This is a genomic window from Paraburkholderia sp. UCT2 (genome assembly GCF_014397665.1).
Taxonomy (GTDB): Bacteria; Pseudomonadota; Gammaproteobacteria; order Burkholderiales; family Burkholderiaceae; genus Paraburkholderia; species Paraburkholderia tuberum.
In genome coordinates this window covers 63,026-88,399 of the sequence record NZ_VZQO01000032.1, presented here as the reverse complement: position 1 = coordinate 88,399, position 25,374 = coordinate 63,026, and the positions used below count along the sequence as shown (strand labels likewise).

The following is a 25,374-nucleotide window of genomic DNA, read 5'->3' as shown; positions in this document are numbered from 1 at the left end:
TGTCCACACCCACCGCCCCGCTCGCCGCCGCCTCCCCCGCGCTGTCCACCCGGGGCCAGCTCAACGGCGTACTGTTCGTCGCGCTGTTCGCCGCCGCGGTCACGCGCATCGCGGCGATTCCGGCGATTGCCGGCCTTGGCCTGAGTCCGCTGATCGTCGGCATCGTCGCGGGTGCGATCTACGGCAACGCGCTGCGCGACAGCATGCCGGCCAGTTGGGCGGCCGGCGTAAATTTCTCGGCGCGCAAGCTGCTGCGCATCGCGGTCGCGTTCTTCGGCTTGCGCGTGAGCCTGCAGGAAATCGCCCAGGTGGGCCTGCCGGGTCTCGCGGAGTCGGTGCTGATCGTCGTCAGCACGCTCGTGATCGGCACCTGGGCCGGCATGAAAATCATGAAGCTCGATCGCGACACCGCGCTCCTGACGGCGGCCGGCAGCGCGATCTGCGGCGCGGCCGCGGTGCTCGCGTTCGAATCGACGCTGCAATCGAAGCCGCACAAGAGCGCGATGGCGGTCGGCAGCGTCGTGCTGTTCGGCACGCTGTCGATGTTCCTCTACCCGGTGCTGTTCAACGCAGGCTGGCTGCATCTCGACACGGTCGGCGCCGGCCTGTTCTTCGGCGGCACGATCCACGAGGTCGCGCAGGTGGTCGGCGCGGCGAGCAACGTGAGCCCCGAAGCGACGCACATCGCGACGATCGTCAAGATGACCCGCGTGATGCTGCTCGTGCCGGTATTGCTGGTGGTCGGCCTGTGGGTGAACCGCGCGACGCGCGGCGCGAAGGATGGCGGCACGGACGGCGCCGCCCCGCGCAAGCTGGCGATCCCCTGGTTCGCACTCGGCTTCCTCGCCTGCGTGGCGATCAACTCGCTGCATGTGCTGCCGGAAAGCGCCACCTCGACGCTGAACCTGTTCGACACCTTTGCGCTGACGATGGCGATGACCGCACTCGGCATGGAAACGCGCTTCTCGCAGATTCGCGAAGCGGGTCCGCGCGCGCTGACCACCGGCCTGATTCTGTATGTATGGCTGATCGCCGGCGGACTCGGCATCACATGGACCGTCCAGCACCTGTTCCGCTGAGCCGTCGCCGGCTCTCCCGCCTTCCCCGACACCCCGCCGCGCGCGGGGTTTTGCGCTTTCCGGCGCCCCATCCGGGCCGATCACACGGCATACTCGTTGCTGCGAACTTTGCCCCCCAACCCGCCCGTGCGCGACGTCCGATGGCAGCGGTGAAACCGCCTGCCCGCGACGCGTCCGGGCGACCGGAATGAGGATCGATCGATGAGCCTGGAACTGTACTACTGGGATGGCCTGCAAGGCCGCGGCGAATTCGTGCGGCTCGCGCTGGAGGAAGCCGGCGTCGACTATGTCGAAGTCGCGCGCGGCAAGCCTTCGAAGGGCCTTGGCACCAAAGCGATGATGGCGGTGATGCAAAGCCCCGACGAGCCGTATCCGCCGTTCGCGCCGCCGTTTCTGAAAGACGGCGATCTGGTGATCGCGCAGACCGCCAACATCCTGTTCTATCTCGGCCCGCGGCTCAAGCTGGCGCCGGCGGTGGACAGCCTGCGCTATGTCGCGAACGGCCTGCAGCTGACGATCGCCGACATCGTCACCGAAGCGCACGACACCCACCATCCGCTCGCGAGCGGCCTCTACTACGAGGAGCAGAAAGACGCGGCGAAGGTGCGCGCGCACGATTTCATCGACCATCGGATTCCGAAGTTCATGTCGTACTTCGAGCGCGTGCTCGCGCAGAATCCGGCCGGCGACAGCTTCATGGTCGGCGACACGCTGACCTATGTGGACCTGTCGATGTTCCAGCTGATCGACGGTCTGCTGTACGCGTTTCCGCGCGCGCTGAAGCGCTTCGGCGAGCACTATCCGCGGCTCGCCGCGCTGCACGACGCCGTGATCGCAAGACCGAACATCGCCGCGTATCTGGACTCGGACCGGCGCATCGGTCATAACGAAAGCTGCATCTTCCGGCACTATCCTGAACTCGACAAGGCGGCGACTTGAACCGCGCCGCCCGCCTCCGCCCGCTCGCCGCCGCGCGCCCGCCATTCGAGGCGGGCGCGCTGCTGTTGTGCCACGGGTTTTTCAACCTTCCATCACGCCCCGTACCGACGACGTGCTTTCATTCCTGCTGAAGCTGCGCACCCGCGCCCAAAGCGTTTTCCGCCTCTCAGAAGCCCATACGGTGCTGGTCTGGGCCGTTGTGGTCGGCATTGCCGGCGCGTTGGCGACGATCGTGTTTCGCAAGGGCATCGAACTGCTGCAACTGGCGATTGCCGGCCGCTCCGGCAGCTTCGTCGACATGGCGCGCAGCCTACCGTGGACCATGCGCATCTGGCTGCCGGCCGCAGGTGGTCTCGTCGCCGGCATTTTCCTGCTGATCGCGCGGCGTCACGCCGACACGAACAAGCACACCGACTACATGGAAGCGGTCGCGATCGGCGACGGCGTCGTGCCGGTGCGCCTGAGCCTGTGGCGCAGCGTGTCGTCGCTGTTTACGATCGCGAGCGGCGGTTCGATCGGTCGTGAAGGTCCGATGGTGCAGCTCGCGGCGCTCGCCTCGTCGCTGATCGGCCGCTGGGTCAACTTCGATCCGCCACGGCTGCGCCTGCTCGTCGCGTGCGGCGCGGCGGCCGGTATCACGTCCGCGTACAGCGCGCCGATCGCGGGCGCGTTTTTCGTCACCGAGATCGTGCTCGGCTCGATCGCGATGGAAAGCTTCGGGCCGGTGCTGGTCGCGGCGGTCGTCGCGAACATCACGATGCGCGAGTTCGCCGGCTACAAGCCGCCCTACGAGATGCCGGAGTTTCCGACCGTGACCGGTCCCGAGGTGCTGCTGTTCGTCGCGCTCGGCGCGCTGTGCGGCGCGGCCGCGCCGCAGTTTCTGCGGCTGCTCGACGCATCGAAGGCGGCCTTTCGCAAGCTGCCGGTGGCGTTGCCGGTGCGGCTCGCGCTCGGCGGTCTCGTGGTCGGCATCATTTCGGTCGCGGAGCCCGAGGTGTGGGGCAACGGCTACAGCGTCGTGAACTCGATCCTGCATTCGCCGTGGACATGGTCCGCGCTCCTGCTGGTGCTCGTCTGCAAGCTCGCGGCGACCGCGGCGACGGCCGGCTCCGGCGCGGTGGGCGGTGTGTTCACGCCAACGCTGTTCGTCGGCGCGGCGGTCGGCTCGCTGTTCGGCCAGGGCATGCACGCGTTGTGGCCGCATGCGACGTCGGCCGCTTACGCCTATGCGATGGTCGGCATGGGCGCATTCCTCGCGGGCGCGACCCAGGCGCCGCTGATGGCGATCCTGATGATCTTCGAGATGACGTTGAGCTATCAGGTCGTGCTGCCGCTGATGCTGTCGAGCGTGGTCGCGTATTTCATCGCTCGCGCGATCGGCAAGACCTCGATGTACGAGATCACGCTGCGCCGCAATCGCGAGGAGCAGGAGCGCTCGCGATTGCGCGCGACGCAGATGCGCGAGCTGATCCGCCCCGCGCAGACCGTCGTGCCGCCGAACGCGACCGTGCACGACATGACGCGCGTGTTCCTCGAGTATCCGGTCAAGTATCTGTACGTCGCGAACGACTCGGGCGCGTTTCTCGGCGTGGTCGCGCTGAAGGACATCACGTCCGATCTGCTCGAGCGGCGCGACACGTCGATGAAAACCGCCGCCGATTATCTGCAGCCGCATTTCGACGTGCTGACGCCGGACATGTCGCTCGCCATCGCGTTACAGCACTTCATGGCGTTTCAGGGCGAGCGGCTGCCGGTGATCGAAAGCACCGCGCATCCGAAGCTCGCCGGCGTCGTCTACAAGACCTCGCTGCTCGATGCGTACTTCCGCATGAGTCCGTCGCGCTAGAGCTTTCGAAGGCTTCGCGGGGCGCGATGCAAAGCGCCGCGGATTCTCTACAATGGACAGACCGCCGGCCCTTCACGCGGCCGGCACGCGTGAGCCCAGCTTGGGCGCAGCGACAGCGCCCGCCGTATCGTCGGAGCGAAGATGAGCGAACCGTCCCCCGAGGCCGTACGCCGCGATCAGGCCGGCTGGATTTTCGTGCATATCGAAGGCGAGCCGTACGATCGCGGCGAGCAGCACGGCCAGTTACTCGCCGACGAAATCAGAAACGCGATCCGCACCGCGCGCTATCTCGCCAAATGGGACACCGGCGAGGAGTTCGACACCTTCGTCAATGCCGCGACGAGCCAGTTCGCGAGCAAGCTCGACACCGAATTCGCCGATGAAATCCATGGCATCGCCGACGGCGCGAAGCTGCCGTTCGCCGAAGTGCTCGCGTGGAACGGCTACATGGATCTGCTGCAAAGCTGGTGGCCGACGCACGCCGCGCAGGCGCAACCGCATCTGGGCGCGAAACTGTGGCGCGGCCGGCGCGGTCACCACTGCAGCGCGTTCATCGCGACCGGCAACGCGACGCGCGACGGCCGTATCGTGATGGCGCACAACTCGTGGGACCGCTACGCGGCCGGCGACGCGTTCAACGTCGTGTTCGACATCGTGCCCGACCGCGGCAACCGCATCCTGATGCAGGGCCTGCCGGGCTGCATCTCGAGCCTGACCGATTTCTGGGTCACGGCGGCCGGCCTGATGATCACCGAAACGACGATCTCGAACTTCGCGGGCTACAACGCGGCCGGCGCGCCCGAGTTCTATCGCTCGCGGCGCGCGTCGCAATATGCGAACAGCATCAAGGAATGGTGCGACATGTTCTCGCTCGCGAACAACGGCGGCTACGCGAACAGCTGGCTGCTCGGCGACACGAAGACCGGCGAGATCGCGCGTTACGAACTCGGACTGCACTATGCGGGCTTCGAGACCACCAAAGACGGTTTCTACAGCGGCTACAACACCGCGACGGATCTGAAGATCCGCAACCAGGAATGCATCGGCGAAGGCGAGGACTATACCGACGTGCGCAAGAACGGCGCGCGGCGTCTGCGTTTCATGCAGCTCGAGGAACTGCATCGCGGCAGCATCGACGTCGAGCTCGCGAAGCAGATGATCGCCGATCATCACGACGTCTATCTCGATCGCAACGACAACCCGTGCTCGCGCACGATCTGCGGGCATCTGGAGCTCGACGACGCGCGCTTCGGCGGCACCGATCACGGGCCGTTCAATCCGTGGGGCGCGAACGACGGCAAGGTGGTCGACAGCGAAATGGCCCGCGAGATGGCCTTCACCGCGCGCTGGGGGCATCCGTGCGGCCGGCCGTTCGACGCGCAGGCGTTCATGAAGCGGCATCCGCAGTGGAACTGGCTGAACGGCTATATGCGCGACCGGCCGTCGTGGCCGTGGACGCGCTTCGAGGTGCTGCGCTAGCGCATGGCGGACGCGCGCGCCTGTTCGTGCCATGATGGAACCTACAATACGGTTTTGCCGCAAATGTGCGCGCGTTGCAGTATTTGCCATCTAAGATGGTAAGGAGCCTGGGCCGCGCAGCGCCATGCCGTCCTCGGCTTGCACCGTCCTCTCGACGCGGGACGGCACAGGGCTTGCTCGATTGTCAGCGCCGCATGAGCTTTAGGAGGTCGGGCGATGAAAACCTCGACACTGTTAATCATGGTGACGCTGTCAGCCTCGTGCTTTGCCGCGCCGGTTCACACCGCCTCGGACAGCACGGATTCCATCACGCTTGCGCAACGCGCGAACGCCGCGCCGGTCGCGCCTCCGGCCCCAGACGTGTCGAGCACCGACGCCAGCCGTCCGCAGCACTGGGAGCATATTGCGCTGCCGAAGTCCCGACATCTGGAACGCAGCCTGACCGGGCAGAACGAGCATTTGACCACGTGAGGGCCGCCGCAACGGCGGGCGGCGGCGCGGCTACGACGGCGCGCCTGCCCGGTTTGCGCCGGCTGTCATGACGATGGGGTAGCGATGCGCGCGGGATTGCAACAGACTGCGAGAAACTCATCGCGGCGAGGCGCTGGCTTTTCGTGGCAGCAATAACGACGTGACTAACTTAAGCTCACCAGGAGCATGCGCATGACGGCCTCGGACATCCCCGGCGAATCGATCGATTTGCAGATCGCCGATTTTCTCAGCGAAGTCGAATTCCCGACCAACAAGGACGCACTCGTCGACGCCGCGCGCGAAGCCGGCGCGAGCAACGAGGTGTTGGCGATGCTCGATGGTATGCCGGAGCAGGATTATGTCGACATCGAGTCGGTCACGCGCCTGATCGGCGGCAACTATGGCCCGGGCCTGGGGATCTGAACCCGGATTCAACCTCGCCTCACCTCACACGTCAGAACTGCGACGACGCCGCGATCCGCGCGCGCGCCACCCGCGTCACACGGCGCGTCGTGCGGCTGTTTTCGAGCGCGTCGTCGGCGATCTCGCGCGCCGTCGGAGCGTCGGACCCGCTCACCCCGGCCACCGCCCGCACCGGCGCCACGCTACGGGAATCCCGCGCCTGCGCGCTTTCCGGCTGGAAATGCTCGACCAGATGGTCGATGAACGTCCGCACCTTCGCCGGCAGATGCAGCCGGCTCGGATACGCAATCGTGATTTCGATGGGCGGCAGACTGTACGCGTCGAGCAGACGCACGAGCCGCCGCGCCGTCAGATCACGGCCGATCAGGTAGCTCGGCAGGATCGCCACGCCCATGCCGAGCAGCGCGAACTGCCGCAGCATCTCGGCGTTGTTCGCCGCGATCGCGTTGGTCGGCCGCACCCGCACTTCGCCGTCCGGCCCATTGAACAGGCGCTCCTCGCCGCCCTGCTCGGCCGGCCTGCTCAGGCACGAATGCCTGAGCAGATCCTCGGGGCGCTTCGGCGTGCCGTGTTGCGCCAGATACTCGGGCGTCGCGCAAACCGTCATGTAGCCGGTCGTCAACCGCCGCGTGACGATGCTCGCGCTGCGCATGTGCCGCGCAGCCAGGATGCCGACGTCGAAGCCCTCTTCGACCAGATCGACGTGGCGGTCGGCGAGCGTGACGTCGGGCACGACGTCGGGATAGCGCGCCGCGTACGACTGCACGACCGGCGCGAGACTGTGCAATCCGAACACGACCGGCGCGACGATGCGCAGCGTGCCGACCGGCTCGTGATTGCGCGCCACCACCATCTGCTCGACGCTCTCGAGATCGGCGAGGATGTGGCGTACGCGCTCCAGATAGGTCGCGCCGGATTCGGTCAGCGAAAGACGGCGGGTGGTGCGGTTCAGCAGTCGCGTGCCGAGCCGCGCTTCGAGATCCGCGACGTGCCGCGTGACGACCGCGGTGGACACATCCAGCGCGCCCGACGCGCCGACGAAACTGCCGAGGTCCGCCACCTTGACGAACACGCGCATCGACTGCAGTTGATTCATGGGACGACTCCTGCCTCGGTAAAGCCGGGCCGGCGCAACCGTTGCCGCCTGTGTCGACCCGCGCCGCATGGGCGCGCGCGGGTCCGCCCAACGCAACCGATTCTAGCGATAGGACATGTCCCAACCCTGACCCAGACATGACATTCCGGTCAGATTCGGCGCGGCGTGTCCATCGCGCCACTATTACGGCGTCTATCGTGGATTTTAGCTAGGTATAAACCCTAGTTTGCTGGTAAGATGGCGGCCAAAGAAAGTTACCGCTACACCGCCATGCCACATCGTTTTCGTCTGCTGGAAAAGATCGCGTTTTCGCTGGTTTGCTGGTCGGCCGCCGCAAGCTCGGCCTATATCGGTTACGAGCGCTGCCCCGATATCAAGGTTGCCCTGCACGCCGGGGAAAAATTTCTCGACGCCAGCGGCCAGTACGCGTTCGCGTGCGCGGCGCCCGCCGCCGAGGCCTGCGCGCAACTGCCGGTCGAATGATTTTTCCGCCTTGAACCGTCTCTGATGCGCGATCCCTCCGGGTCGCGCATTCGCGCATCTGCGCCTCCAAGCTCAACGCCTACCGTTACGCATCGCGCCCGAACACCACGCGCGAGAAAAACCCCGCCAGCACCGTTTCGGCCATCTCCGCCGGGACATTCTGCGGATCGACCGTGTAGAAGAACTGCACGCCGTCGCACAGACCCATCAGGCCGATCGCGAGCTGCTCGGGCGGCATCGACATCGGCGTGCCCACGCGCTCCGAGAACTCGCGCACATAGGCGCTCAACTGTTCGATCTTTTCGTGCATGAACGCGTTGAAGCGCAGCCGGAAACGGCCGTCGCGCACCGCCAGCAGCTTCGCCTCGACCCACAACAGAAAACACTTGTTCTCGCGATGCAGCGAGCTGTAGTAGCGCAGCACGCGCGCCTCCATCTCCTCGCGCGACGCCGCGCTTTCGAAGATCGCATGCAGGCCCGCCTGCATCGCTTCGTGATCGCGCCGCAATAGCTCCAGAAACAGCTCGGTCTTGCTGCGGAAGTTCGAATAGAACGCGCCGCGCGTATAGCCAGCCGCCGCCGCGATGTCCTCGACACTCGCCGCGACGAAGCCCTTCTTCATGAAAATTGCCTGCGCGGCATCGAGCAGCCGCTCCCGCGTCTGGTCCTTGCTTTGCTCTCTTGTCAGTCTTTGACGTTTCATGGCCGCAAGCCTAGCACCCAAAAGAATTCAAATCCATCTATGCATTCAGATACATGAGTGTATTAGAATGCATTCCGTCATTCAAAGCCATCCCTGTATGCCATTAGCATGACGCGGCATGCGGGTCTTCGCTGGCGGGCCGCGCGGCTTGCCGTGTTCGTTCGCTGTCTCCAGTTGGGGTAATTGTGAAGCGTCCCGGTTCTCCCGCATCGTCAGCGATGCGCCAGCAGTCTCCCCCATCCTCTCACCGCGGTTTCTCCAGGCAGACCTGCGCGCTGGCGCTGGCAGGCGTGCTAGCGCTCGCGGCCTGCTCGAAGAAGGAAGCCGCGGCGCCCGCGCCGCGCCCGGTGGTCGCGCTCGCCGTGCATGCGGACGGCCACGCGCTGCAGGCGGCGTCGCTGCCCGGCGAAGTGCAGGCGCGCTATTCGACGCCGCTGTCGTTCCGCGTCGCCGGCAAGATCATCGAGCGGCGGGTACGGCTCGGCGACACGGTGAAAAGCGGCGAAGTCGTCGCGCTGCTCGACCCGGCCGATGCGCAGAAAAACGCCGCGAGCACGCAGGCGCAGCTCGACGCCGCGCAGCACAACCTCGTCTATGCGCAGCAGCAGCTCGAACGCGACAGGGCGCAGGCCAAAGAAAACCTGATCGCGCCCGCGCAGCTCGAACAGACCACCAACGCCTACGCGTCCGCGCTCGCGCAGCGCGATCAGGCGCAGCAGCAGGCGGCACTCGCGAAGAACCAGCTGCAGTACACGACGCTCGTCGCCGGTCATGCGGGCGTCATCACGGCTGAACAGGCGGACACGGGCCAGAACGTGTCGGCGGGTCAGGCCGTCTACAACCTCGCGTGGAGCGGCGACGTCGACGTGCTGTGCGACGTGCCCGAAAGCGCGCTCGCCGCATTCGCGGTCGGCCAGGACGCGAGCGTCACGCTCGCCGCGCTGCCGGGCCGCAAACTCCGCGCACGCGTGCGCGAGCTGTCGCCGGCCGCCGATCCGCAGAGCCGCACCTGGCGCGCGCGTCTGACCCTGCTCAATGCCGGCGCCGACGTGCGCCTCGGCATGACCGCCGACGTCACGCCGGCCGTGCCGCTCGCCGCGGCGGCCGCGCAGCACGGCGTGTTCACGCTGCCGGTCACCGCGCTGTTTCACGAGGGGCGCGAACCGGCCGTGTGGGTCGTGCGCGCCGCGGACAACACGCTCGAGCTGCGTCGCGTGACCGTCACGCGCTACTACGAGCGCACGTTCGTCGTCAGCGATGGCCTGAAAGATGGCGAAAGCGTCGTGCTGCAGGGCGTGCACACCGTGAGCGCCGGCCAGAAAGTCCGCGCGATCGCGCCGCTGCATCCCGAGGACTTCGCTTCATGAGCACGTCGCACGAAGAAGGACGCTTCAATCTGTCCGCGTGGGCGCTGCGTCATCAGGCGCTGGTCGTATTCCTGATCGCGCTCGCCACCGCGTTCGGCATCCTCGCCTACACGCGGCTCGCGCAGTCGGAAGACCCGCCCTTCACGTTCCGCGTGATGGTGATCCGCACGTACTGGCCGGGTGCCACCGCGCGCCAGGTGCAGGAGCAGTTGACCGATCGCATCGGCCGCAAGCTGCAGGAAACGCCGTACATCGATTTCGTGCGCAGCTACTCGCGTCCCGGCGAATCGCTGATCTTCTTCACGATGAAGGACTCGGCGCCGGTGAGCCAGGTGCCCGAGACGTGGTACCAGGTGCGCAAGAAAGTCGGCGACATCGCGTCGACCTTGCCGCCGGGCATCCAGGGCCCGTTCTTCAACGACGAATTCGGCGACGTCTACACCAACATCTACACGCTCGAAGGCGACGGCTTTTCCGCCGCGCAACTGCACGATTACGCGGACCAGCTGCGCTCGGTGCTGCTGCGCGTGCCGGGCGTCGGCAAGGTCGACTATTTCGGCGATCCCGATCAGCACATCTACATCGAGATCGCGAACACGCAGTTGACGCGTCTCGGCATCTCGCCGCAGCAGCTTGGGCAGGCGATCAACGCGCAGAACACGATCGCTCCCGCGGGTACGCTGACCACCACGGACGACCGCGTGTTCGTGCGCCCGAGCGGCCAGTTCAACGACGTGGGCGCGCTCGCCGACACGCTGATCCGCATCAACAACCGCACGCTCCGTCTCGGCGACATCGCGACGATCAAGCGCGGCTACGACGACCCGGTCGTCACGCAGATGCGCTTCGGCGGCAAACCCGTGCTCGGCATCGGCGTGACGATGCAGCCGGGCGGCGACGTGATCCGCCTCGGCCGCGCGCTCGATCAGCAGATGACCCAACTGCGCGCCGCGCTGCCCGCCGGATTGAATCTCGTCGAAGTATCGAGCATGCCGCACGCGGTCGCGCGCTCGGTCGACGACTTCCTCGAAGCGGTCGCCGAAGCGGTCGCGATCGTGCTGGTCGTGAGCCTCGTGTCGCTCGGTGTGCGCACCGGCATGGTGGTCGTGATCTCGATTCCGGTGGTGCTCGCGGTTACCGCGCTGTGCATGTACCTGTTCGATATCGGCCTGCACAAGGTATCGCTCGGAACACTCGTGCTCGCGCTCGGCCTGCTCGTCGACGATGCGATCATCGCGGTCGAAATGATGTCGGTGAAGCTCGAGCAAGGCTGGAACCGCACGCGCGCCGCGGCCTTCGCGTACACCAGCACCGCGTTTCCGATGCTGACCGGCACGCTCGTCACCGTGTCCGGCTTCCTGCCGATCGCGCTCGCGAAGTCGAGCACCGGCGAGTACACGCGCTCGATCTTCGAGGTGTCGGCGATCGCGCTGATCGCGTCGTGGCTCGCGGCGGTCGTGCTGATTCCGCTGCTCGGCTATCACATGCTGCCCGAGCGCAAGCGCCATGCGCACGAGCCTGACAATCACGAACATGACATCTACGACACGCGCTTCTACACGCGCTTGCGCGGCTGGATCGGCTGGTGCATCGAGCGGCGCTTCGTCGTGCTCGCGATCACCGTGCTGCTGTTCGTGCTCGCGATGGCCGGCTTCTCGCTCGTGCCGCAGCAGTTCTTCCCGAGCTCGGACCGGCCGGAGTTGCTGGTCGACGTGCGGCTGCCCGAAGGCGCGTCGTTCGATGCAACGCTGCGCCAGGCGCAGCGCCTCGAACAGGTTCTCAAAGGCCGGCCTGAAATCGATCACTCAGTCAGCTTCGTCGGCACCGGCGCGCCGCGCTTCTATCTGCCGCTCGATCAGCAATTGCAGCAGCCGAACTTCGCACAGTTCGTGATCACCGCGAAGTCGGTCAAGGATCGCGAGAAGCTCGCGCAGTGGCTCGAACCGGAGTTGTTCAACAACTTCCCGGCGATCCGCACGCGCCTGTCGCGCCTCGAGAACGGGCCGCCGGTCGGCTATCCGGTGCAGTTCCGCGTGAGCGGCGACGACATCGCGACCGTGCGCTCGATCGCCGAACGCGTCGCCGCGACGATGCGCGCCAATCGCGGCACGCGCAACGTGCAGTTCGACTGGGACGAACCCGCCGAGCGCTCGGTGCGCTTCGAGATCGACCAGAAACGCGCGCGCGAGCTCGGCGTGACGTCCGAAGACATCGCCAGCTTCCTCGCGATGACGATGTCCGGCTACACGGTCACGCAGTATCGGGAGCGCGACAAGCTGATCAGCGTCGATCTGCGCGCGCCGCGCGCCGAACGCGTCGACCCGTCGCGGCTGACCGCGCTCGCGATGCCGACGCCCAACGGCCCGGTGCCGCTCGGCACGCTCGGACATCTGCGCAACGACCTCGAATACGGCGTGATCTGGGAACGCAACCGTCAGCCGACCATCACCGTGCAGTCGGACGTGTCGGCCGGCGCGCAAGGCATCGACGTCACGCACGCGGTGGACCGCGCGCTCGCGCCGATCCGCGCGACGCTGCCGGTCGGCTACCGGATCGAGATCGGCGGCTCCGTCGAGGAAAGCGCCAAGGGTCAAACCTCGATCAACGCGCAGATTCCGATCATGGTGATCGCGGTGCTCACGCTGCTGATGATCCAGCTGCAAAGCCTCGCGCGCGTGCTGATGGTCGTCCTGACCGCGCCGCTCGGCCTGATCGGCGTCGTGCTCACCTTGCTGCTGTTCGGCCAGCCGTTCGGCTTCGTCGCGATGCTCGGCGTGATCGCGATGTTCGGCATCATCATGCGCAACTCGGTGATTCTCGTCGATCAGATCGAGCAGGACATTGCGTCGGGGCACAAGCGTTTCGATGCGATCGTCGGCGCGACCGTGCGGCGGTTCCGGCCGATCACGCTGACCGCCGCGGCCGCCGTGCTCGCGCTGATCCCGCTGCTGCGCTCCAACTTCTTCGGGCCGATGGCGACCGCGCTAATGGGCGGCATCACGAGCGCGACGATCCTCACGCTGTTCTATCTGCCCGCGTTGTACGCCGCGTCGTTCCGCGTACGCGCCGACGAGCGCGAGCCGCAGACGCCGTCCGGTGCCGGCGCCACGCACACGGGTAACTGAGCATGAGCACGAGCATGACTATTCCCGCCCTATCCCGCCACCGCCGCGCGCGCTTCGACGCGCTCGCCCGTACCACGCTTGCCGCGAGCATCGCCAGCATCACCTGCATGCTCGGCGCCTGCTCGTTCGGACCGAACGGCGACGCGCCCGCGATGCCGCAGCCCGCGCACTACGGTGCCGAGCCGCTACCGACGCAAACCGTGCCCGCGCAGGGCGTCACGCAGCAGTTCGTGACCGGCGCGCAGCCGGTGCCCGAATGGTGGAAGCTGTACCGCTCGGATGCGCTGAACGCGCTCGTCGACGAAGGCCTGCGCAATAGTCCGACGCTCGACGCGACCGACCGCAGTCTCGCCGCCGCGCGCGAGCAATTGCGCGCGCAGGTCGGCAGCTCGCTGCTGCCGACCATCGACGCCGGCGGCCAGGCCACCCGCAATCGCGCGCTCGCGATCCCCGAGATCGGACCGAACACGTTTCTGTACAACGTGTTCGTCGGTCAGTTGCAGGCGCACTACACGTTCGATCTGTTCGGCGCCGCGCGGCTCGCGAACGCGGCGCTCGCCGCGCGCGTGAACGTGCAGGTCTACCAGCTCGAGGCGGCGCGGCGCGCGCTCGCCGCGAACATCGTGACCGCGACGATCACGAGCGCCGCGCTGCATGCTCAGATCGACACGACCGAGCGGCTCGTGGTCCTCGCCAACGATCAGGCACGCGATACCGAGCGGCGCTTCGCGCTCGGCGCGGTATCGCATGCCGATCTGCTGAACACGCAGCAGAGCGCGGCGAGCGTGTCGGCAAGTCTGCCGGCGCTGAAGCAGCAGTGGCTCACTACGCGTCACGCGCTCGCGGTGCTGCTCGGCCGCACGCCCGATGCCGCGCCGGACGACATCGATCTCGCGCAGTTGCATGTGCCGGAGAAGGTCCCGGTCGTCGTGCCGTCGGAGCTGCTGCGCACGCGGCCTGACATCGAGGCCGCCGACGCCGCGCTGAAGGCCGCTGCGACCGATGTCGGCGTCGCCACCGCGCAGATGTTCCCGAGTCTGTCGCTGTCGGCATCGATGGGACAAGGCGGGTTTAGCTGGCCGGTCGCGATGTCCGGTGCGGGGGCCATCTGGAGCATCGGCGCGTCGCTGTCGCAACCGCTGTTTCATGGCGGCGCGCTGCTTGCGCAGCGCCGCGCGGCGCAGCACACGTACGAAGCGAGCGTGTCGCAGTACAAACAGACTGTGCTGGCCGCGTTTCAGAACGTCGCCGACACGCTCGCCTCACTCGAGCACGACGCGCAGTCGCTCGACTCCGCGAACGTCGCCGCGCGTTCGGCACAGGGTGTGTTCAACGAGACCTCGGCGCGCTATCGGCTCGGCGCGCTGCCCGTCGCCGCGACGCGTTCGAGCGAGCAGCAATGGCGCAACGCGCAGCTCGATGAGATCCGCTATATGAGCGCGCGGCTGACGGATACGGCCGCGCTGTTTCAGGCGATGGGGAATCCGCCGGTTGATCAGGCAGGCGCATCATCGGCTGCGGCGACTTCGGCTTCTGCGCCTGCATCGGTTGGGACGACGAACACGGCGACATCCAACTAAATCTCGGATTCCGTATGGAACGCGGCGCACTTATCCCCAGTTCGTGTTGATGAGCCTGTTGAAAACTGTCTGAACAACGGGCTAAAGCATTGAACCTAATACGATTTGTTTGTACGGTGCGAAACGAATCAGAAGCAAGCCACAGGACACGTGTTCTGCAGCGCCTCAACGGTGTTTATCGATCACTGAATCGTGCTATCAGATCAATGCATGCTTGAGGCGCGAAAGAGCTTGCCCACTCTTGCGAGCTTTTGAACTCGGGCTCAAGATGAGCAAGCGCCTCAGATAGCCACTGCGATCGTTGCGCTTCGAAAGGCAAATGATCGGTCTCTGATCGAATGACGACGAAGACATCAAAGTCCGGATCGCGATCGGCAATCCCGTCTAACTGATTCTTAAGAGCGAGTAGCTGCGCCGCCCCTTCAAGAACCGAGAGATTGCCGTCCAACATTGCCTGTGCCACTGCCACTAAACGGCGACGCTCAAAGGTTTCACTTTCGTTCATTTCAAACCGTCGTCTATTTCAAAGATCGATCGGACGCCCATCGTGAGTCTGTGGTGAATAGAACTGTATCAGAATCGCGAAAAACGGCTCTCGATGGGAGATATCATCAATATCCGAGGTCATGACGATGATTTGCGTTGGATCTGCATCCCGTTATTTAACACTTGCTCATACTTTTTTCGTGCTTTTCCTTTCCGTCCAGTTTTGGGCTACCCGCGCACTGCCTTGAGTCACGGTTGCCGCGCACAGTGCGCTTAGGTCACTGTAGCTATACCCGCAATTTCAGGATGATTCGCCATATAGACTATGCAAGATTCTCGATTTTCTCAATGCGAGTTAGATAATGGCAGATCAAAGTAGAACACGATACAGCTATACAGCTAAAGTTTCAGATGTAGTTAACATTCAGTTTCCCGCCGCCGCGAATATGGCTTGGGACGGATATGCAAGACACATCTATGACAAGACGAATTCCGTAATTCAGCAACAGGCCAAGCGAATCCTTCAGCGTGGGAATATCACTCACGAGGAAGCCAGACAATTGGTCGAAGTGCAACGCAACGGTTTGGTGATTGAAATGCGCAGGCGTCTAAGTCCATTCGGGCGCTTTTACTCTGAGGCGCTCAAACCATCCAAAAATTTTCCAACCCTGGACACCCTGCTTCGAAAAAAAGGCAATATAGAAGCGGTTCTGTTGAGCGTCGGCAAAACGCGGTCTGTCGTTAACCGTATCGCATTTGTAGGCCGGATGGCTGGGTCCGCCGGCATCGTGATTGAGATTGTTGCCGTCGGCGTAGTCATCGAGAAAGCGCCGCAGAAGGACAAAGCGCGAATAGCGACTGAGGAATTTGCAGGAGCCATCGGTGGATTGGCAGCGGGCACGGGAGGCATGTGGGCAGGTGCGGTGGCTGGCGCGGCATGGGCTGGCACATGGGCCGCGCCATCGTTGATGATTCCGGTCGTAGGAGAGTTGGCGGAAGGCGGGGCAATTGTGCTGGGGGGTATTGCCCGTGGAATGATGGCGAGCTGGCTCGGCCACCATGTCGGCAAGGAGGCCGCAGAGAATATCTGGCGCCTCGCCCCAATCAAATGGAAATAGAGCTACGACATGATAATGAGCCGGATCAACTCCTGGCTGCTAGGACGCCTGCCGTCACGCAGATTCTCCTTCGCTCTATCCCTGAGCGATAAGGGTCTCGTCGTGACAAATCAGCAAGGCGAGCAACACATTGCCTGGGAGGATATTTGCGAAATCGTCGCTACGCGGTCAGAACAATCGATTGGAAATTCGATCGTATTGCTCGTCCGGCTAGACGATGGCCGTACCATGACCGTGCCGGAAGGCGATTCAGCCTGGCATGATCTGACCATGAAGTTATCGGAGCATCTTGCCGGCGCGAAACGCTACGAGGAGTGGGCACTTCAGTCCGCTTTTTCCGACGATGTGCCTCGCGTCGAGGTGTTTCGCCGCTGACATGACGGTATGCGGCGAGAGTGGGCCGGTGCCCGTATCGCTTAAGAATCCGCCGCCCCCCGCGCACCCGCCATCCGAGACATCAAGGCTTGTTCGACTCGAACAGATCCATGATCTGCTTCTTCTCGGTCGTCGACACGCTCGGCGGCGGCACCACCGGCGGCGTCATGCCCGCCGGGCCGACCCCGCCCACCGCATCGGTCGCGCCGGCCATCGGATTGCCCGAATCGAGACCGATGCTCGCGACGAAGCCTTGCCCCGGCAACTTGTCGGTAAAGAACAGCTCGCCGTTCATCACCGTCACACCGTCGGGTTGCTGCGGCTCGGCCTGTGGCACACCGCGCAGCGCGCGCTGCATGTACTCGACCCAGATCGGCAGCGCGAGCTGCGCGCCGAATTCGCGGCTGCCGAGACTCTTCGGCTGGTCGTAGCCCATCCACGCGACCGCCACCAGCGACTGCTGATAGCCGGCGAACCAGCCGTCCTTCGCGTCGTTGGTCGTACCGGTCTTGCCCTGCAGGTCCGAGCGCTTCAACACGTTGGTGCCCGCGCCCGTACCCGCGGTCGCGACCGAGTGCAACAGGCTGTTCATGATGTATGCGTTACGCGGCTCGAGCGTGCGCGGCGCGTCGTGCCCAGCGACGAGCGGCTGCGCGCGCGAGATCGCCACGCCACGCGCGTCGGTCACTTCGTTGATCAGATACGGATTGATCCGGTAGCCGCCGTTCGCGAACACCGAGTACGCGCCCGCCGACTGCAGCGGCGTGACGAGGCCCGCGCCCAGCGCCATCGGCAGATACGGCGGGGTCTTGTCGGGGTCGAAGCCGAAGCGCTGCGTGACGAAGTCCTGCGCGTACCTGGTGCCGATGAACGACAGGATGCGGATCGACACGAGGTTCTTCGACTTCTGCAGCGCGAGGCGCATCGACATCGGACCATCAGGCTGGTCGTCGTCCTTCGGCTCCCACGCGTCGCCGCCCGGCGTGCTCGGCGGGAAGTACAGCGGCGCGTCGTTGATGATCGTCGCCGGTGCGAGCCCCTTGTCGAGCGCCGCCGAATAGATGAACGGCTTGAAGCTCGAACCCGGCTGCCGCCACGCTTGCGTTACATGGTTGAACTTGTTCTTGTTGAAGTCGAAACCACCGATCAGCGCGCGGATCGCGCCGTCCTGCGGCGTCAGCGACACGAGCGCGCCCTCGACCTGCGGCAACTGCGTGATCTGCCAGTTGCCCTTGTCGTCGGCGACGAGGCGCACGATCGAACCCGGCTTGATGCGCAGCGTCGCGTTCGCGCGCGGGCTCAGCGCCGCGGCGACGAAGCGCAGGCCGTCGCCCGACACCGTCACCTGGGTGCCGTCGACCAGTTGCGCGGCCACCTGCTTCGCGCTCGCGTCCGTCACCACGCCGGCGATGATCTCGCCGTTGTCCGGGTGATCGGTCAGCGCGTCGTCGATCGTCTGGTCGCGGTCGTCGCCCGCCTCGGGCAACTGCACGAAGCCCTCCGGTCCGCGATAGCCGTGGCGCCGCTCGTAGTCCATCACGCCCTTGCGCACCGCGCGATACGCGGCGTCCTGATCGGCGGAATCGATCGTGGTGGTCACGTTCAGGCCGCGCGTATAGGTTTCGTCCTTGTACTGCGCGTACATCATCTGCCGCACCATTTCGGCGACGTACTCGGCGTGCACGCTGTACTCGTTGCCCGGATTCTTCGTGTGAATCTCTTCCTTCACGGCCTGGTCGTACTGCTGCTGCGTGATGTAGTTCAGCTCGAGCATGCGTCGCAGGATGTACTCCTGACGGATCTTCGCGCGCTTCGGATTGACGACCGGGTTATACGCGGACGGCGCCTTCGGCAGGCCCGCGAGCATCGCGGCCTGGGCCAGCGTGAGGTCCTTCAGGTCCTTGCCGAAGTACACGCGCGCGGCCGCGGCGAAGCCGTACGCGCGCTCGCCCAGATAGATCTGGTTCATGTACAGCTCGAGGATCTGGTCTTTGGTCAGCGCGCGCTCGATCTTGTACGCGAGCAGCATCTCGTAGATCTTGCGCGTGTACGTCTTCTCGCTGGAGAGGAAGAAGTTGCGCGCGACCTGCATCGTGATCGTGCTCGCGCCCTGCGACGCGCCGCCATGCGCAAGGTCGGCGAAACCGGCGCGCAGGATGCCGACGAAGTCGACGCCGCCGTGTTCGTAAAAGCGGTAGTCCTCGATCGCGAGCACCGCTTTTTTCATCTGGTCGGGGATGTCCTGGAAGCGCACGAGGCTGCGCCGCTCCTCGCCGAATTCGCCGATCAGCACGTGATCGGCGGTGTAGACGCGCAGCGGCACTTTCGGGCGATAGTCGGTCAGCGCGTCGAGCGACGGCAATTGCGGCCCCATCACGACGAGCGCATAGCCGACGATCAGCGCCCCGACCACGACGACGGTCGCGATCAGGCCGAAGAACCACAGCACGAGCGACGCGCCGATCGAACGACGGCCGCGTTCGGGCTCGCGCGAGGCGGCATTGCGTCCAGGGGTGCGTTGGTGGGAGTCCCGGTCTTCACCGGCCGGAGAGTTCGAGGAATGCGGTCGTTTGATGATTGGCATGACTGGAATAATGGGCCCGCAACTGCGCGCCTGTCTGCACGCGCTCGCGGCGCGCGCATGGGTCGTGTTCGACATCCTGGCCGGGACGTACGCCGCCCTGCGGACCTTGCCCCCGGCCGGCCGCACGGCACGCCTCGGACCATGTCCGGCGCAACGTAACAGCACATTTTAAAGAAATCGGCAGCGGTCCAAGGCAGTTTTTTTGTAAGAATTCCCTTTGCCGGCCGCCTTTTCCTGGTAAGGGTCTGTAATTTCGCGCAGCGCGCATTGCAGCGTGCGCGCGACGCGCAGCTTATGCGGGGTTATCAACATTTTCTGTTGAAAGGGCTGTGGACAAACCGGCCGCAAACACTACAACTCATTGATGCCACGGGATTTTCGCACCGCGCTTGTTCCGTGGCGGCGCAACTCGTCATATGATGAACCCCGCGCGCGTCCCTCGATGCGCGCGACGGGGACCCCAGCGGCGGGATCCAACGGCAGTTCGATGACGGGTTCCGACACCGTATCCGAAGGCACGCGCTGATCCGCCCATGCTAACAAGACTGCGAGTCGATCATGTCCAAGCCCAGTGAGCGCATCGTCGTATTCGTCACGACCGCGCAGAAACGTGCGATCACCGCGACTGCCGAGGATCTGGGCATCAGCGTGAGTGAACTGATGCGGCGCGCGGTGCTGAGCTTCGGCGCGACCAGCGAACAGGTCAAGGCCGCGAGCATCGTCGACCGGCTGCGCGCGCCGCGCGCGCCCGATCCGCTGAACGCGGCGCTGCAGCGCGTCGCACGCGGTACGCGCTATGCGCGCGCCGCGCTGCCGGTAGCGCTGCAAGCGGATGAGAAAGACGCGGCGGCTCCGGCGGCTGCCGGCGCCGCCGATGCCGTGGATTCGCCCTCGATGCAGCAAGCCGGTCGCCCCGCTCCCCTGACCGACGCTGTGGATGCCCCCGCCCCGCTGCTTCCCGCGGGCGTCGCCGCCGCGCTCGCCGCCGAGCAGGACGAACAGGCCGCGGCCACCGCCGAAGCCGTCGCGCGTCTGACGTCAGCACGAGCCGCCGAAAATGCGGAAAACGCCGAAGCGGACGCAATCGACAACGCCGCGTCGAAACGGCTGCCCGGCACGTCGGCGCGTCTGCGCAACTCACTCAAGCGCCGTCCCAACGACCAGGACTCCGACGACGACGAACCGCACAGCGACCCGAGCGCCGAAGGCGGCCGTTTCGCGTGACGCAAGGCGTGACGGAAAATTACTGCGCACCGAGCCGCAATCACTGCATCCGAGCGCGCAGGCGAGCGTACGCAACGAGTCCCCGTTGCATATCGTTACATCAGTGACACCTGCGTGAAACGCCGCTCGGTAACGCCCGCCCACACCCGCAAACAGCGGCTTTTCGCGCATCGTTCGAGCCTTCGGGAAGCCGCATCGTTTAAGCCATCTTTAAGACAGCCGGTGGTGTAATATCCGGCGTCAAGTCCATGATCCGCCGTCAAGTCCATGCCCATCGCGGCTTTCCATCATCGAGGCAATCCTCAACCGGCATTGCGCCTCAACAAAAACGGACCGCGCTATTGCAATTGGCAAGTGCGCCCCGAACTCCGGTCCGAACGTTGCGCAGCATGGCTGCACGGCGGCGTAAAGTAGCAGTAGTTCAAGGCAGTCAGGCGCGCACGCATCGTCGGCGCCGCTCACATTCTCTGGAGGTTTTCATGTCGCTTTTTGACAGCATTTCGCGCACGCTCAAAGGTCTTTTGAACGATGCGGCCGATTCGGTGCAGGATCCGTCGCGCGACTCGCGCCAGATCGTGCGCGAACTCGACGACAGCATCGGCAAGGCCGAAAACTCGCTGATCGAGATTCAGGCGCAGGTCGCCACCCAGCAAAGCAAGCGCGATGTTGCCGCAGACAAGGCGAAGAAGTATGAAGACGGTGCTCGCCGTGCGCTGCAGTCCGGCGACGAAGCGCTCGCGCGTGAAGCGCTCGGCGCGCAGGCCACGGCCGAAGCCGAACGCGATGCGCTGACCAAAGAACTGACTTCGCTGGAGCCGTCGGTCGCGCAACTGAAGAGCCAGATCGAGGACATGCGCACGCGCCGCAACGACCTGAACGCGCGCTCGAACATCCTGCAAGCCAAGCAGCAGATCGCGCAGGCGAAAGATACCGCGGCCACCGCACTCGGCGGCATCGGCGGCAAGAACCTGTCCGAGGATTTCCAGAAGCTCGAAGATAAAGTCGCGCTGTCGAACGCGCGTTCCGACGCACGTCTGAACTCCGCCGACGAAAAAAGCGGCAAGGCGCTCGACGACAAGCTCGCGGATCTGAACCGCGGCCCGTCCGTCGACGATCGGCTCGAAGCGCTGAAGAAGCAGCTCAATACGCCGGCGCAGTAAATGCTGGATGCGTGTACTTCCTCGCAGCAAGTACACGCAGCAATGACAGCAGTAGCAGTACATGCCGGCGCGCTCGCTTCTGAACGCACTGGCATACCGGCCGCCACAGGCAGCCACCGCAATCGACTGATGGAGACGGGCGCGCCCCGCCCGGTCCGCAAATGAAAAAACTTTTCGCAACCGCCTTCGCTTCGCTGCTGCTCGTGTCGGCCGCGGCGTTCGCGGTGCCGACCGCCCAGCAAATCGAATCGGCGATGTCGCAGGGCAACTGGCAGCAGGCCGACGCCGGCCTCACCGAAGTGTTGCAAGCGCATCCGAACAACGCACACGCGCACTATCTGTACGCCCAGGTGCTCGATCGCGAAGGCCGTTCCGCCGAGGCGCTCGCGCAGCTCCAACAGGCAAAGACGCTCGATCCGCAGGTCCGCTTCACCGACCCGAGCCGCTTCGCGCAAACCGAAGCGCGCCTGCGCCGCGACGCGGAACGCGCGGGCGGCAACGTCACCCGTCACGCCGCGAATCCGTTCGCGCAGCAGAATGCGCCTGCTGTGCAGCAACAGTCGGCGATGATGTCGCAAGCGCAACAACGGCATGGTCCGGGGGTGGGTATGTGGATCGGTATCATTGTTCTGATCGCGGTGATCGCGCTCGTGCTGCGCTGGACCTTGCGCCGCGCGCGCAGCCAGGAAGACACGCGCGCCGACGAGGACCGCCGCGCGCAATTGAAGCGCGCCACCGACATGCTCAACACGGTGCGTTCGATCAAGCTCGACGTGAAGCTGTCCGCCGCGCCGGGTCACGAGTTGCTCGAGAAAGACGTCGAAGCGACCGAAGAACAGTTGCGCGGCGCCGTCGAAACGCTGTCGAACGGTAAGAATCCGCTGCCGCCCTATGCACTCGACGAGTTCGAGCAGCGCATCGCGAGCCTGCGCGCGCGCGCCGACGGCCGGCCCGATCCGACCGCCGCGTCCGTGGGCAGCGCTCAGCAATCGACGTACGCGCAGGAAGCCGAGCGCTTCGGCAACCCGCAACCGCCTTATCCGCAACAGGGTCCCTATCAGCAGCAGCCGCAGGTCATCGTGCAGCAAGGCGGTGGCATGGGTGGCGGCATGGGCGGTCTGCTGACCGGCGTGCTGCTTGGCGAGGCGCTCAGTCATGGGCGTGACCGCGTAGTCGAGCGCGACGTGGTCGTCGACCCCGACGAACTGCGCCGGCGCGGCGACGACGGCGGAAACGGCGGCGGCCTCGACTTCGGTCAGGGTTCGAACGACTGGAACGATGACGGCAGCGGCGGCGGCATCGACATGGGCAGCAACGACGATTCCGGCGGTTGGACCGATACTTGATCGAACCCGATCGATCCGCGTCGAATGAAAAATCAGGCTCCTTCGCGGAGCCTGTTTTTTGCCTGCCGGTTTTGTGTCCCGCCTTCGTTCAAGTCAGGCCCGCGCCGACTCCGCCTGGCTACCCTCGTGCTGCGCGAGCACGACCGCCCCCGCAAACAGCCGCACGATGAAACGTTCCGCGTAATCGATCAATGCGTCGCGGCGCGCGGCGTTCGCATCGATGTATTCAGCGGATAGATGAAACAGTTGCAGCACGATCTGCGTGCAGACTTCGTCGACGGTCTCGCGCGCGAGTCGCGGCATCAATTCGAGCTGCACGACGTCGTCCGCCATCTCCGCCGACACCTCGTGCAGGTTCGCGCGCACCGCTTCGCGCAAAGCCGGCGAGGTGCCGTGGTATTCGGCCAGCGCGCTCAGGAACGCCTCGCGGTTCGCGAGCGCGAACGCGAAAAACGCGACGCACGCGCGCCGCGGCACGCTGTGCGGTTCGTCGTGCGCGGCGAGCCAGCGCTCGCGCCGCAGCATCGGCCGAAGCCGTCGGCTCACCGAGGCGACGGCTTCGTGCGCAAGCTCGTCGAGCGTGCTGAAATGGCGGTAGAACGTGTTCGGATTGAGCCCCGCCTCGCGTGCGAGCTCGCGCAAGCCGAGGCTCGCGAAATTGCGGCCGCTGGCGGTCAACCGCAGCGCGGCTTCGATCAGCTTGCGCTTGCCGGGCGGCAACTGCGGGCCGGCGACGGACGCTGCTTCGGGGACGGTCGTCATCGTGCGTTCAATCGTCGCGCGGTATGCGCGTTTAATAGCTGCACTCTAAACGATCTTGACGCGATGTGTACAGTTGTCTACCCTGCGCGTTAAGCCGTGTGTAGACAGCTGTAGACGCGCGATTTCGCCCCTGCCCGTCGCGCCGCGCGAGTCCAGCGCGCCGTAGCCGCTATCGTTTCACCCCGCCGCTTTCGCCCCGTGCAGGAGACCGCCGTGACGCCCGCCCCTTCCGCTTCATCCACCGCGCTGCGCATTGCGATCGTCGGCAGTGGCTTTGCCGGCATCGGCATGGCCATCCGTCTGCAGCAAATGGGCATCACGTCGTTTACGGTCTATGAGGCCGCGAGCGGCATCGGCGGCACGTGGCGTGACAATACCTACCCCGGTGCGGCCTGCGATGTCCCCTCGCATCTCTATTCGTTCTCGTTCGAGGCGAATCCGGCGTGGTCGCGCTCGTTCAGCAGCCAGGCCGAAATTCTCGCGTATCTACAGCACTGCGCGCGCAAGTACGGCGTCGATCGCTACGTGCGTTGCAATGCGAAAGTGAGCGCCGCGCGCTTCGACGAAGCGCGGCAGATCTGGCTCGTCGAGCTCGACACGAACGGCGCACGCGAAATCGTCGAGGCCGACGTGCTGATCGCCGCGAACGGTCCGCTGTCGCGTCCCGCGCTGCCGCGCATCGCCGGCATCGAACGTTTCGAGGGCAAGCTGTTCCATTCGGCGCGCTGGGATCATGCCTATCCGCTCGACGGCAAACGCGTCGCGGTCATCGGCACCGGCGCGAGCGCGATCCAGTTCGTGCCGAAAATCCAGCCGCGCGTCGCGCATCTGGCTCTGTTCCAGCGCACCGCGCCGTGGGTGATGCCGAAGCGCGACAAGCCGATCGGCCTGCGCGCGCAATGGCTGTTCCGTACGCTGCCGTTCACGCAGCGCTTCGTTCGCAGCGCGATCTATTGGCAGCTCGAGTCGCGTGGGATCGCGTTCGTCGTCAATCCGAAGCTGATGAAGATGCCGATGAAGTTCGGCCTCAGCTATCTGCAGCGACGCGTCAAGGACCCGGCGCTGCGCGCGAAGCTCACGCCGAACTACCGGCTCGGCTGCAAGCGCGTGCTGCTGTCGAGCGACTATTACCCGGCCGTCTGTCAGCCGAACGTCGACGTCGTGACGAGCGGTATCCGCGAGATCGTCGCGGATGGCATCGTGACCGACGACGGTGTGCATCACCGCGCGGACGCGATCATCTGCGGCACCGGCTTCCAGGTCAACGACGTGCGCGCGCCGTTCGAAGTGACCGGCCTCGACGGCACCGACCTCAGCGCGCTATGGCTGCGCGATGGCCCCGAGGCCTATCTCGGCACGAGCATCGCGAACTTCCCGAACTTCTTCATGATCGTCGGCCCGAACACGGGGCTCGGCCATAACTCGATGATCTACATGATCGAGTCGCAACTGCGGTATATCGGCGATTGCCTGCGCGTGCTGCGCAAACAGAATGCGCGCACGATGACCTTGCGCGCCGACGTGCAGCGCGATTTCAACGCGCGTTTGCAACAGGAGATGCGGCACGCGGTGTGGACGAGCGGCTGCCACAGCTGGTATCAGACGCAGAGCGGCAAAGTCACCGCGATCTGGCCCGGCTTCACGTTCAGCTTTCGCAAGCGTACGCGCCGTGTGCGCCCGCAGGATTACCGCTTCGCGCGTTGAGTCCGCACAATGGCAATCCGGCAC

General features: G+C 65.2%; 21 protein-coding genes. 16 read left to right on the top strand and 5 right to left on the bottom strand.

Features of this window, described 5'->3' with window-relative positions:
* The 6 genes from F6X39_RS24360 to F6X39_RS24335 form a co-directional block, all read left to right on the top strand.
* On the top strand, positions 1-1,079 hold a 1,079-nt coding region (locus F6X39_RS24360; protein WP_410450333.1), incomplete at its 5' end, for a YeiH family protein.
* A gap of 201 nt (positions 1,080-1,280) precedes the next feature.
* Positions 1,281-2,018, top strand: coding sequence for a glutathione S-transferase (locus tag F6X39_RS24355; protein ID WP_187618441.1), 738 nt, complete (start codon positions 1,281-1,283; stop codon positions 2,016-2,018).
* A gap of 112 nt (positions 2,019-2,130) precedes the next feature.
* A complete protein-coding gene (locus F6X39_RS24350) occupies positions 2,131-3,864 on the top strand; it encodes a ClcB-like voltage-gated chloride channel protein (RefSeq protein WP_187618440.1) in 1,734 nt (577 codons plus the stop codon).
* Positions 3,865-4,005: 141 nt separating this feature from the next.
* The gene (locus tag F6X39_RS24345) at positions 4,006-5,343 is read left to right on the top strand and encodes a C45 family autoproteolytic acyltransferase/hydolase (protein ID WP_184022699.1); all 1,338 of its coding nucleotides are present in this window, start codon (positions 4,006-4,008) and stop codon (positions 5,341-5,343) included.
* 216 nt (positions 5,344-5,559) lie between these two features.
* Positions 5,560-5,814, top strand: coding sequence for a hypothetical protein (locus F6X39_RS24340; RefSeq protein ID WP_184003891.1), 255 nt, complete (start codon positions 5,560-5,562; stop codon positions 5,812-5,814).
* Between the two features lie 192 nt (positions 5,815-6,006).
* Positions 6,007-6,237 (top strand): DUF2795 domain-containing protein, encoded by a 231-nt coding sequence (locus F6X39_RS24335; protein WP_184022698.1) that lies wholly within the window; start codon positions 6,007-6,009, stop codon positions 6,235-6,237.
* Positions 6,238-6,268: 31 nt separating this feature from the next.
* Here F6X39_RS24335 and F6X39_RS24330 read toward each other — a convergent pair whose 3' ends face one another.
* Positions 6,269-7,333 (bottom strand): LysR family transcriptional regulator, encoded by a 1,065-nt coding sequence (locus F6X39_RS24330; protein WP_187618439.1) that lies wholly within the window; start codon positions 7,331-7,333, stop codon positions 6,269-6,271.
* Positions 7,334-7,603: 270 nt separating this feature from the next.
* On the opposite strand from F6X39_RS24330, the gene F6X39_RS24325 reads away from it, so the two are divergent.
* Complete coding sequence (locus tag F6X39_RS24325) at positions 7,604-7,816, top strand: hypothetical protein (RefSeq protein WP_187618438.1); 213 nt, start codon at positions 7,604-7,606, stop codon at positions 7,814-7,816.
* Positions 7,817-7,901: 85 nt separating this feature from the next.
* Here the strand turns inward: F6X39_RS24325 and F6X39_RS24320 are convergent, their stop codons facing one another.
* The gene (locus F6X39_RS24320) at positions 7,902-8,519 is read right to left on the bottom strand and encodes a TetR/AcrR family transcriptional regulator (protein WP_090805323.1); all 618 of its coding nucleotides are present in this window, start codon (positions 8,517-8,519) and stop codon (positions 7,902-7,904) included.
* 218 nt (positions 8,520-8,737) lie between these two features.
* Between F6X39_RS24320 and F6X39_RS24315 the strand changes: the two genes are divergently transcribed.
* From F6X39_RS24315 to F6X39_RS24305, 3 genes are read left to right on the top strand one after another with little or no spacing between them, the layout of a single operon-like run.
* Positions 8,738-9,886, top strand: coding sequence for an efflux RND transporter periplasmic adaptor subunit (locus F6X39_RS24315; RefSeq protein WP_187618437.1), 1,149 nt, complete (start codon positions 8,738-8,740; stop codon positions 9,884-9,886).
* Positions 9,883-13,011, top strand: coding sequence for an efflux RND transporter permease subunit (locus tag F6X39_RS24310; protein ID WP_187618436.1), 3,129 nt, complete (start codon positions 9,883-9,885; stop codon positions 13,009-13,011). Before F6X39_RS24315 ends, F6X39_RS24310 begins: the two co-directional genes overlap by 4 nt.
* A 14-nt stretch (positions 13,012-13,025) precedes the next feature.
* The gene (locus F6X39_RS24305) at positions 13,026-14,591 is read left to right on the top strand and encodes an efflux transporter outer membrane subunit (protein ID WP_187618435.1); all 1,566 of its coding nucleotides are present in this window, start codon (positions 13,026-13,028) and stop codon (positions 14,589-14,591) included.
* A gap of 175 nt (positions 14,592-14,766) precedes the next feature.
* Here F6X39_RS24305 and F6X39_RS24300 read toward each other — a convergent pair whose 3' ends face one another.
* Complete coding sequence (locus F6X39_RS24300) at positions 14,767-15,096, bottom strand: DUF2489 domain-containing protein (RefSeq protein WP_187618434.1); 330 nt, start codon at positions 15,094-15,096, stop codon at positions 14,767-14,769.
* 343 nt (positions 15,097-15,439) lie between these two features.
* On the opposite strand from F6X39_RS24300, the gene F6X39_RS24295 reads away from it, so the two are divergent.
* Together F6X39_RS24295 and F6X39_RS24290 are read left to right on the top strand one after the other, a co-directional pair.
* Positions 15,440-16,195: a hypothetical protein gene (locus F6X39_RS24295; RefSeq protein WP_187618433.1), complete on the top strand. Its 756-nt coding sequence runs from the start codon at positions 15,440-15,442 to the stop codon at positions 16,193-16,195.
* A 15-nt stretch (positions 16,196-16,210) separates the two neighbouring features.
* Positions 16,211-16,570 carry a hypothetical protein gene (locus F6X39_RS24290; RefSeq protein ID WP_184022689.1) on the top strand — a complete coding sequence of 120 codons (360 nt, stop codon included), beginning with the start codon at positions 16,211-16,213 and terminating at the stop codon, positions 16,568-16,570.
* Between the two features lie 82 nt (positions 16,571-16,652).
* Here F6X39_RS24290 and F6X39_RS24285 read toward each other — a convergent pair whose 3' ends face one another.
* Complete coding sequence (locus F6X39_RS24285; protein WP_187618432.1) at positions 16,653-19,154, bottom strand: penicillin-binding protein 1A; 2,502 nt, start codon at positions 19,152-19,154, stop codon at positions 16,653-16,655.
* A 558-nt stretch (positions 19,155-19,712) separates the two neighbouring features.
* Between F6X39_RS24285 and F6X39_RS24280 the strand changes: the two genes are divergently transcribed.
* The 3 genes from F6X39_RS24280 (at position 19,713) to F6X39_RS24270 (ending at position 22,884) form a co-directional block, all read left to right on the top strand.
* Positions 19,713-20,378, top strand: a complete 666-nt coding sequence (locus F6X39_RS24280) for a hypothetical protein (protein WP_187618431.1) — start codon at positions 19,713-19,715, stop codon at positions 20,376-20,378.
* 479 nt (positions 20,379-20,857) lie between these two features.
* Positions 20,858-21,538 (top strand): PspA/IM30 family protein, encoded by a 681-nt coding sequence (locus tag F6X39_RS24275; protein ID WP_018417715.1) that lies wholly within the window; start codon positions 20,858-20,860, stop codon positions 21,536-21,538.
* 161 nt (positions 21,539-21,699) lie between these two features.
* Positions 21,700-22,884: a tetratricopeptide repeat protein gene (locus tag F6X39_RS24270; RefSeq protein ID WP_187618430.1), complete on the top strand. Its 1,185-nt coding sequence runs from the start codon at positions 21,700-21,702 to the stop codon at positions 22,882-22,884.
* 93 nt (positions 22,885-22,977) lie between these two features.
* Here F6X39_RS24270 and F6X39_RS24265 read toward each other — a convergent pair whose 3' ends face one another.
* Positions 22,978-23,646 carry a TetR family transcriptional regulator gene (locus tag F6X39_RS24265; protein ID WP_187618429.1) on the bottom strand — a complete coding sequence of 223 codons (669 nt, stop codon included), beginning with the start codon at positions 23,644-23,646 and terminating at the stop codon, positions 22,978-22,980.
* Positions 23,647-23,859: 213 nt separating this feature from the next.
* Here F6X39_RS24265 and F6X39_RS24260 point away from each other — a divergent pair, with 213 nt between their 5' ends.
* A complete protein-coding gene (locus tag F6X39_RS24260; RefSeq protein WP_187618428.1) occupies positions 23,860-25,350 on the top strand; it encodes a flavin-containing monooxygenase in 1,491 nt (496 codons plus the stop codon).
* The last annotated feature ends 24 nt before the right edge of the window (positions 25,351-25,374 follow it).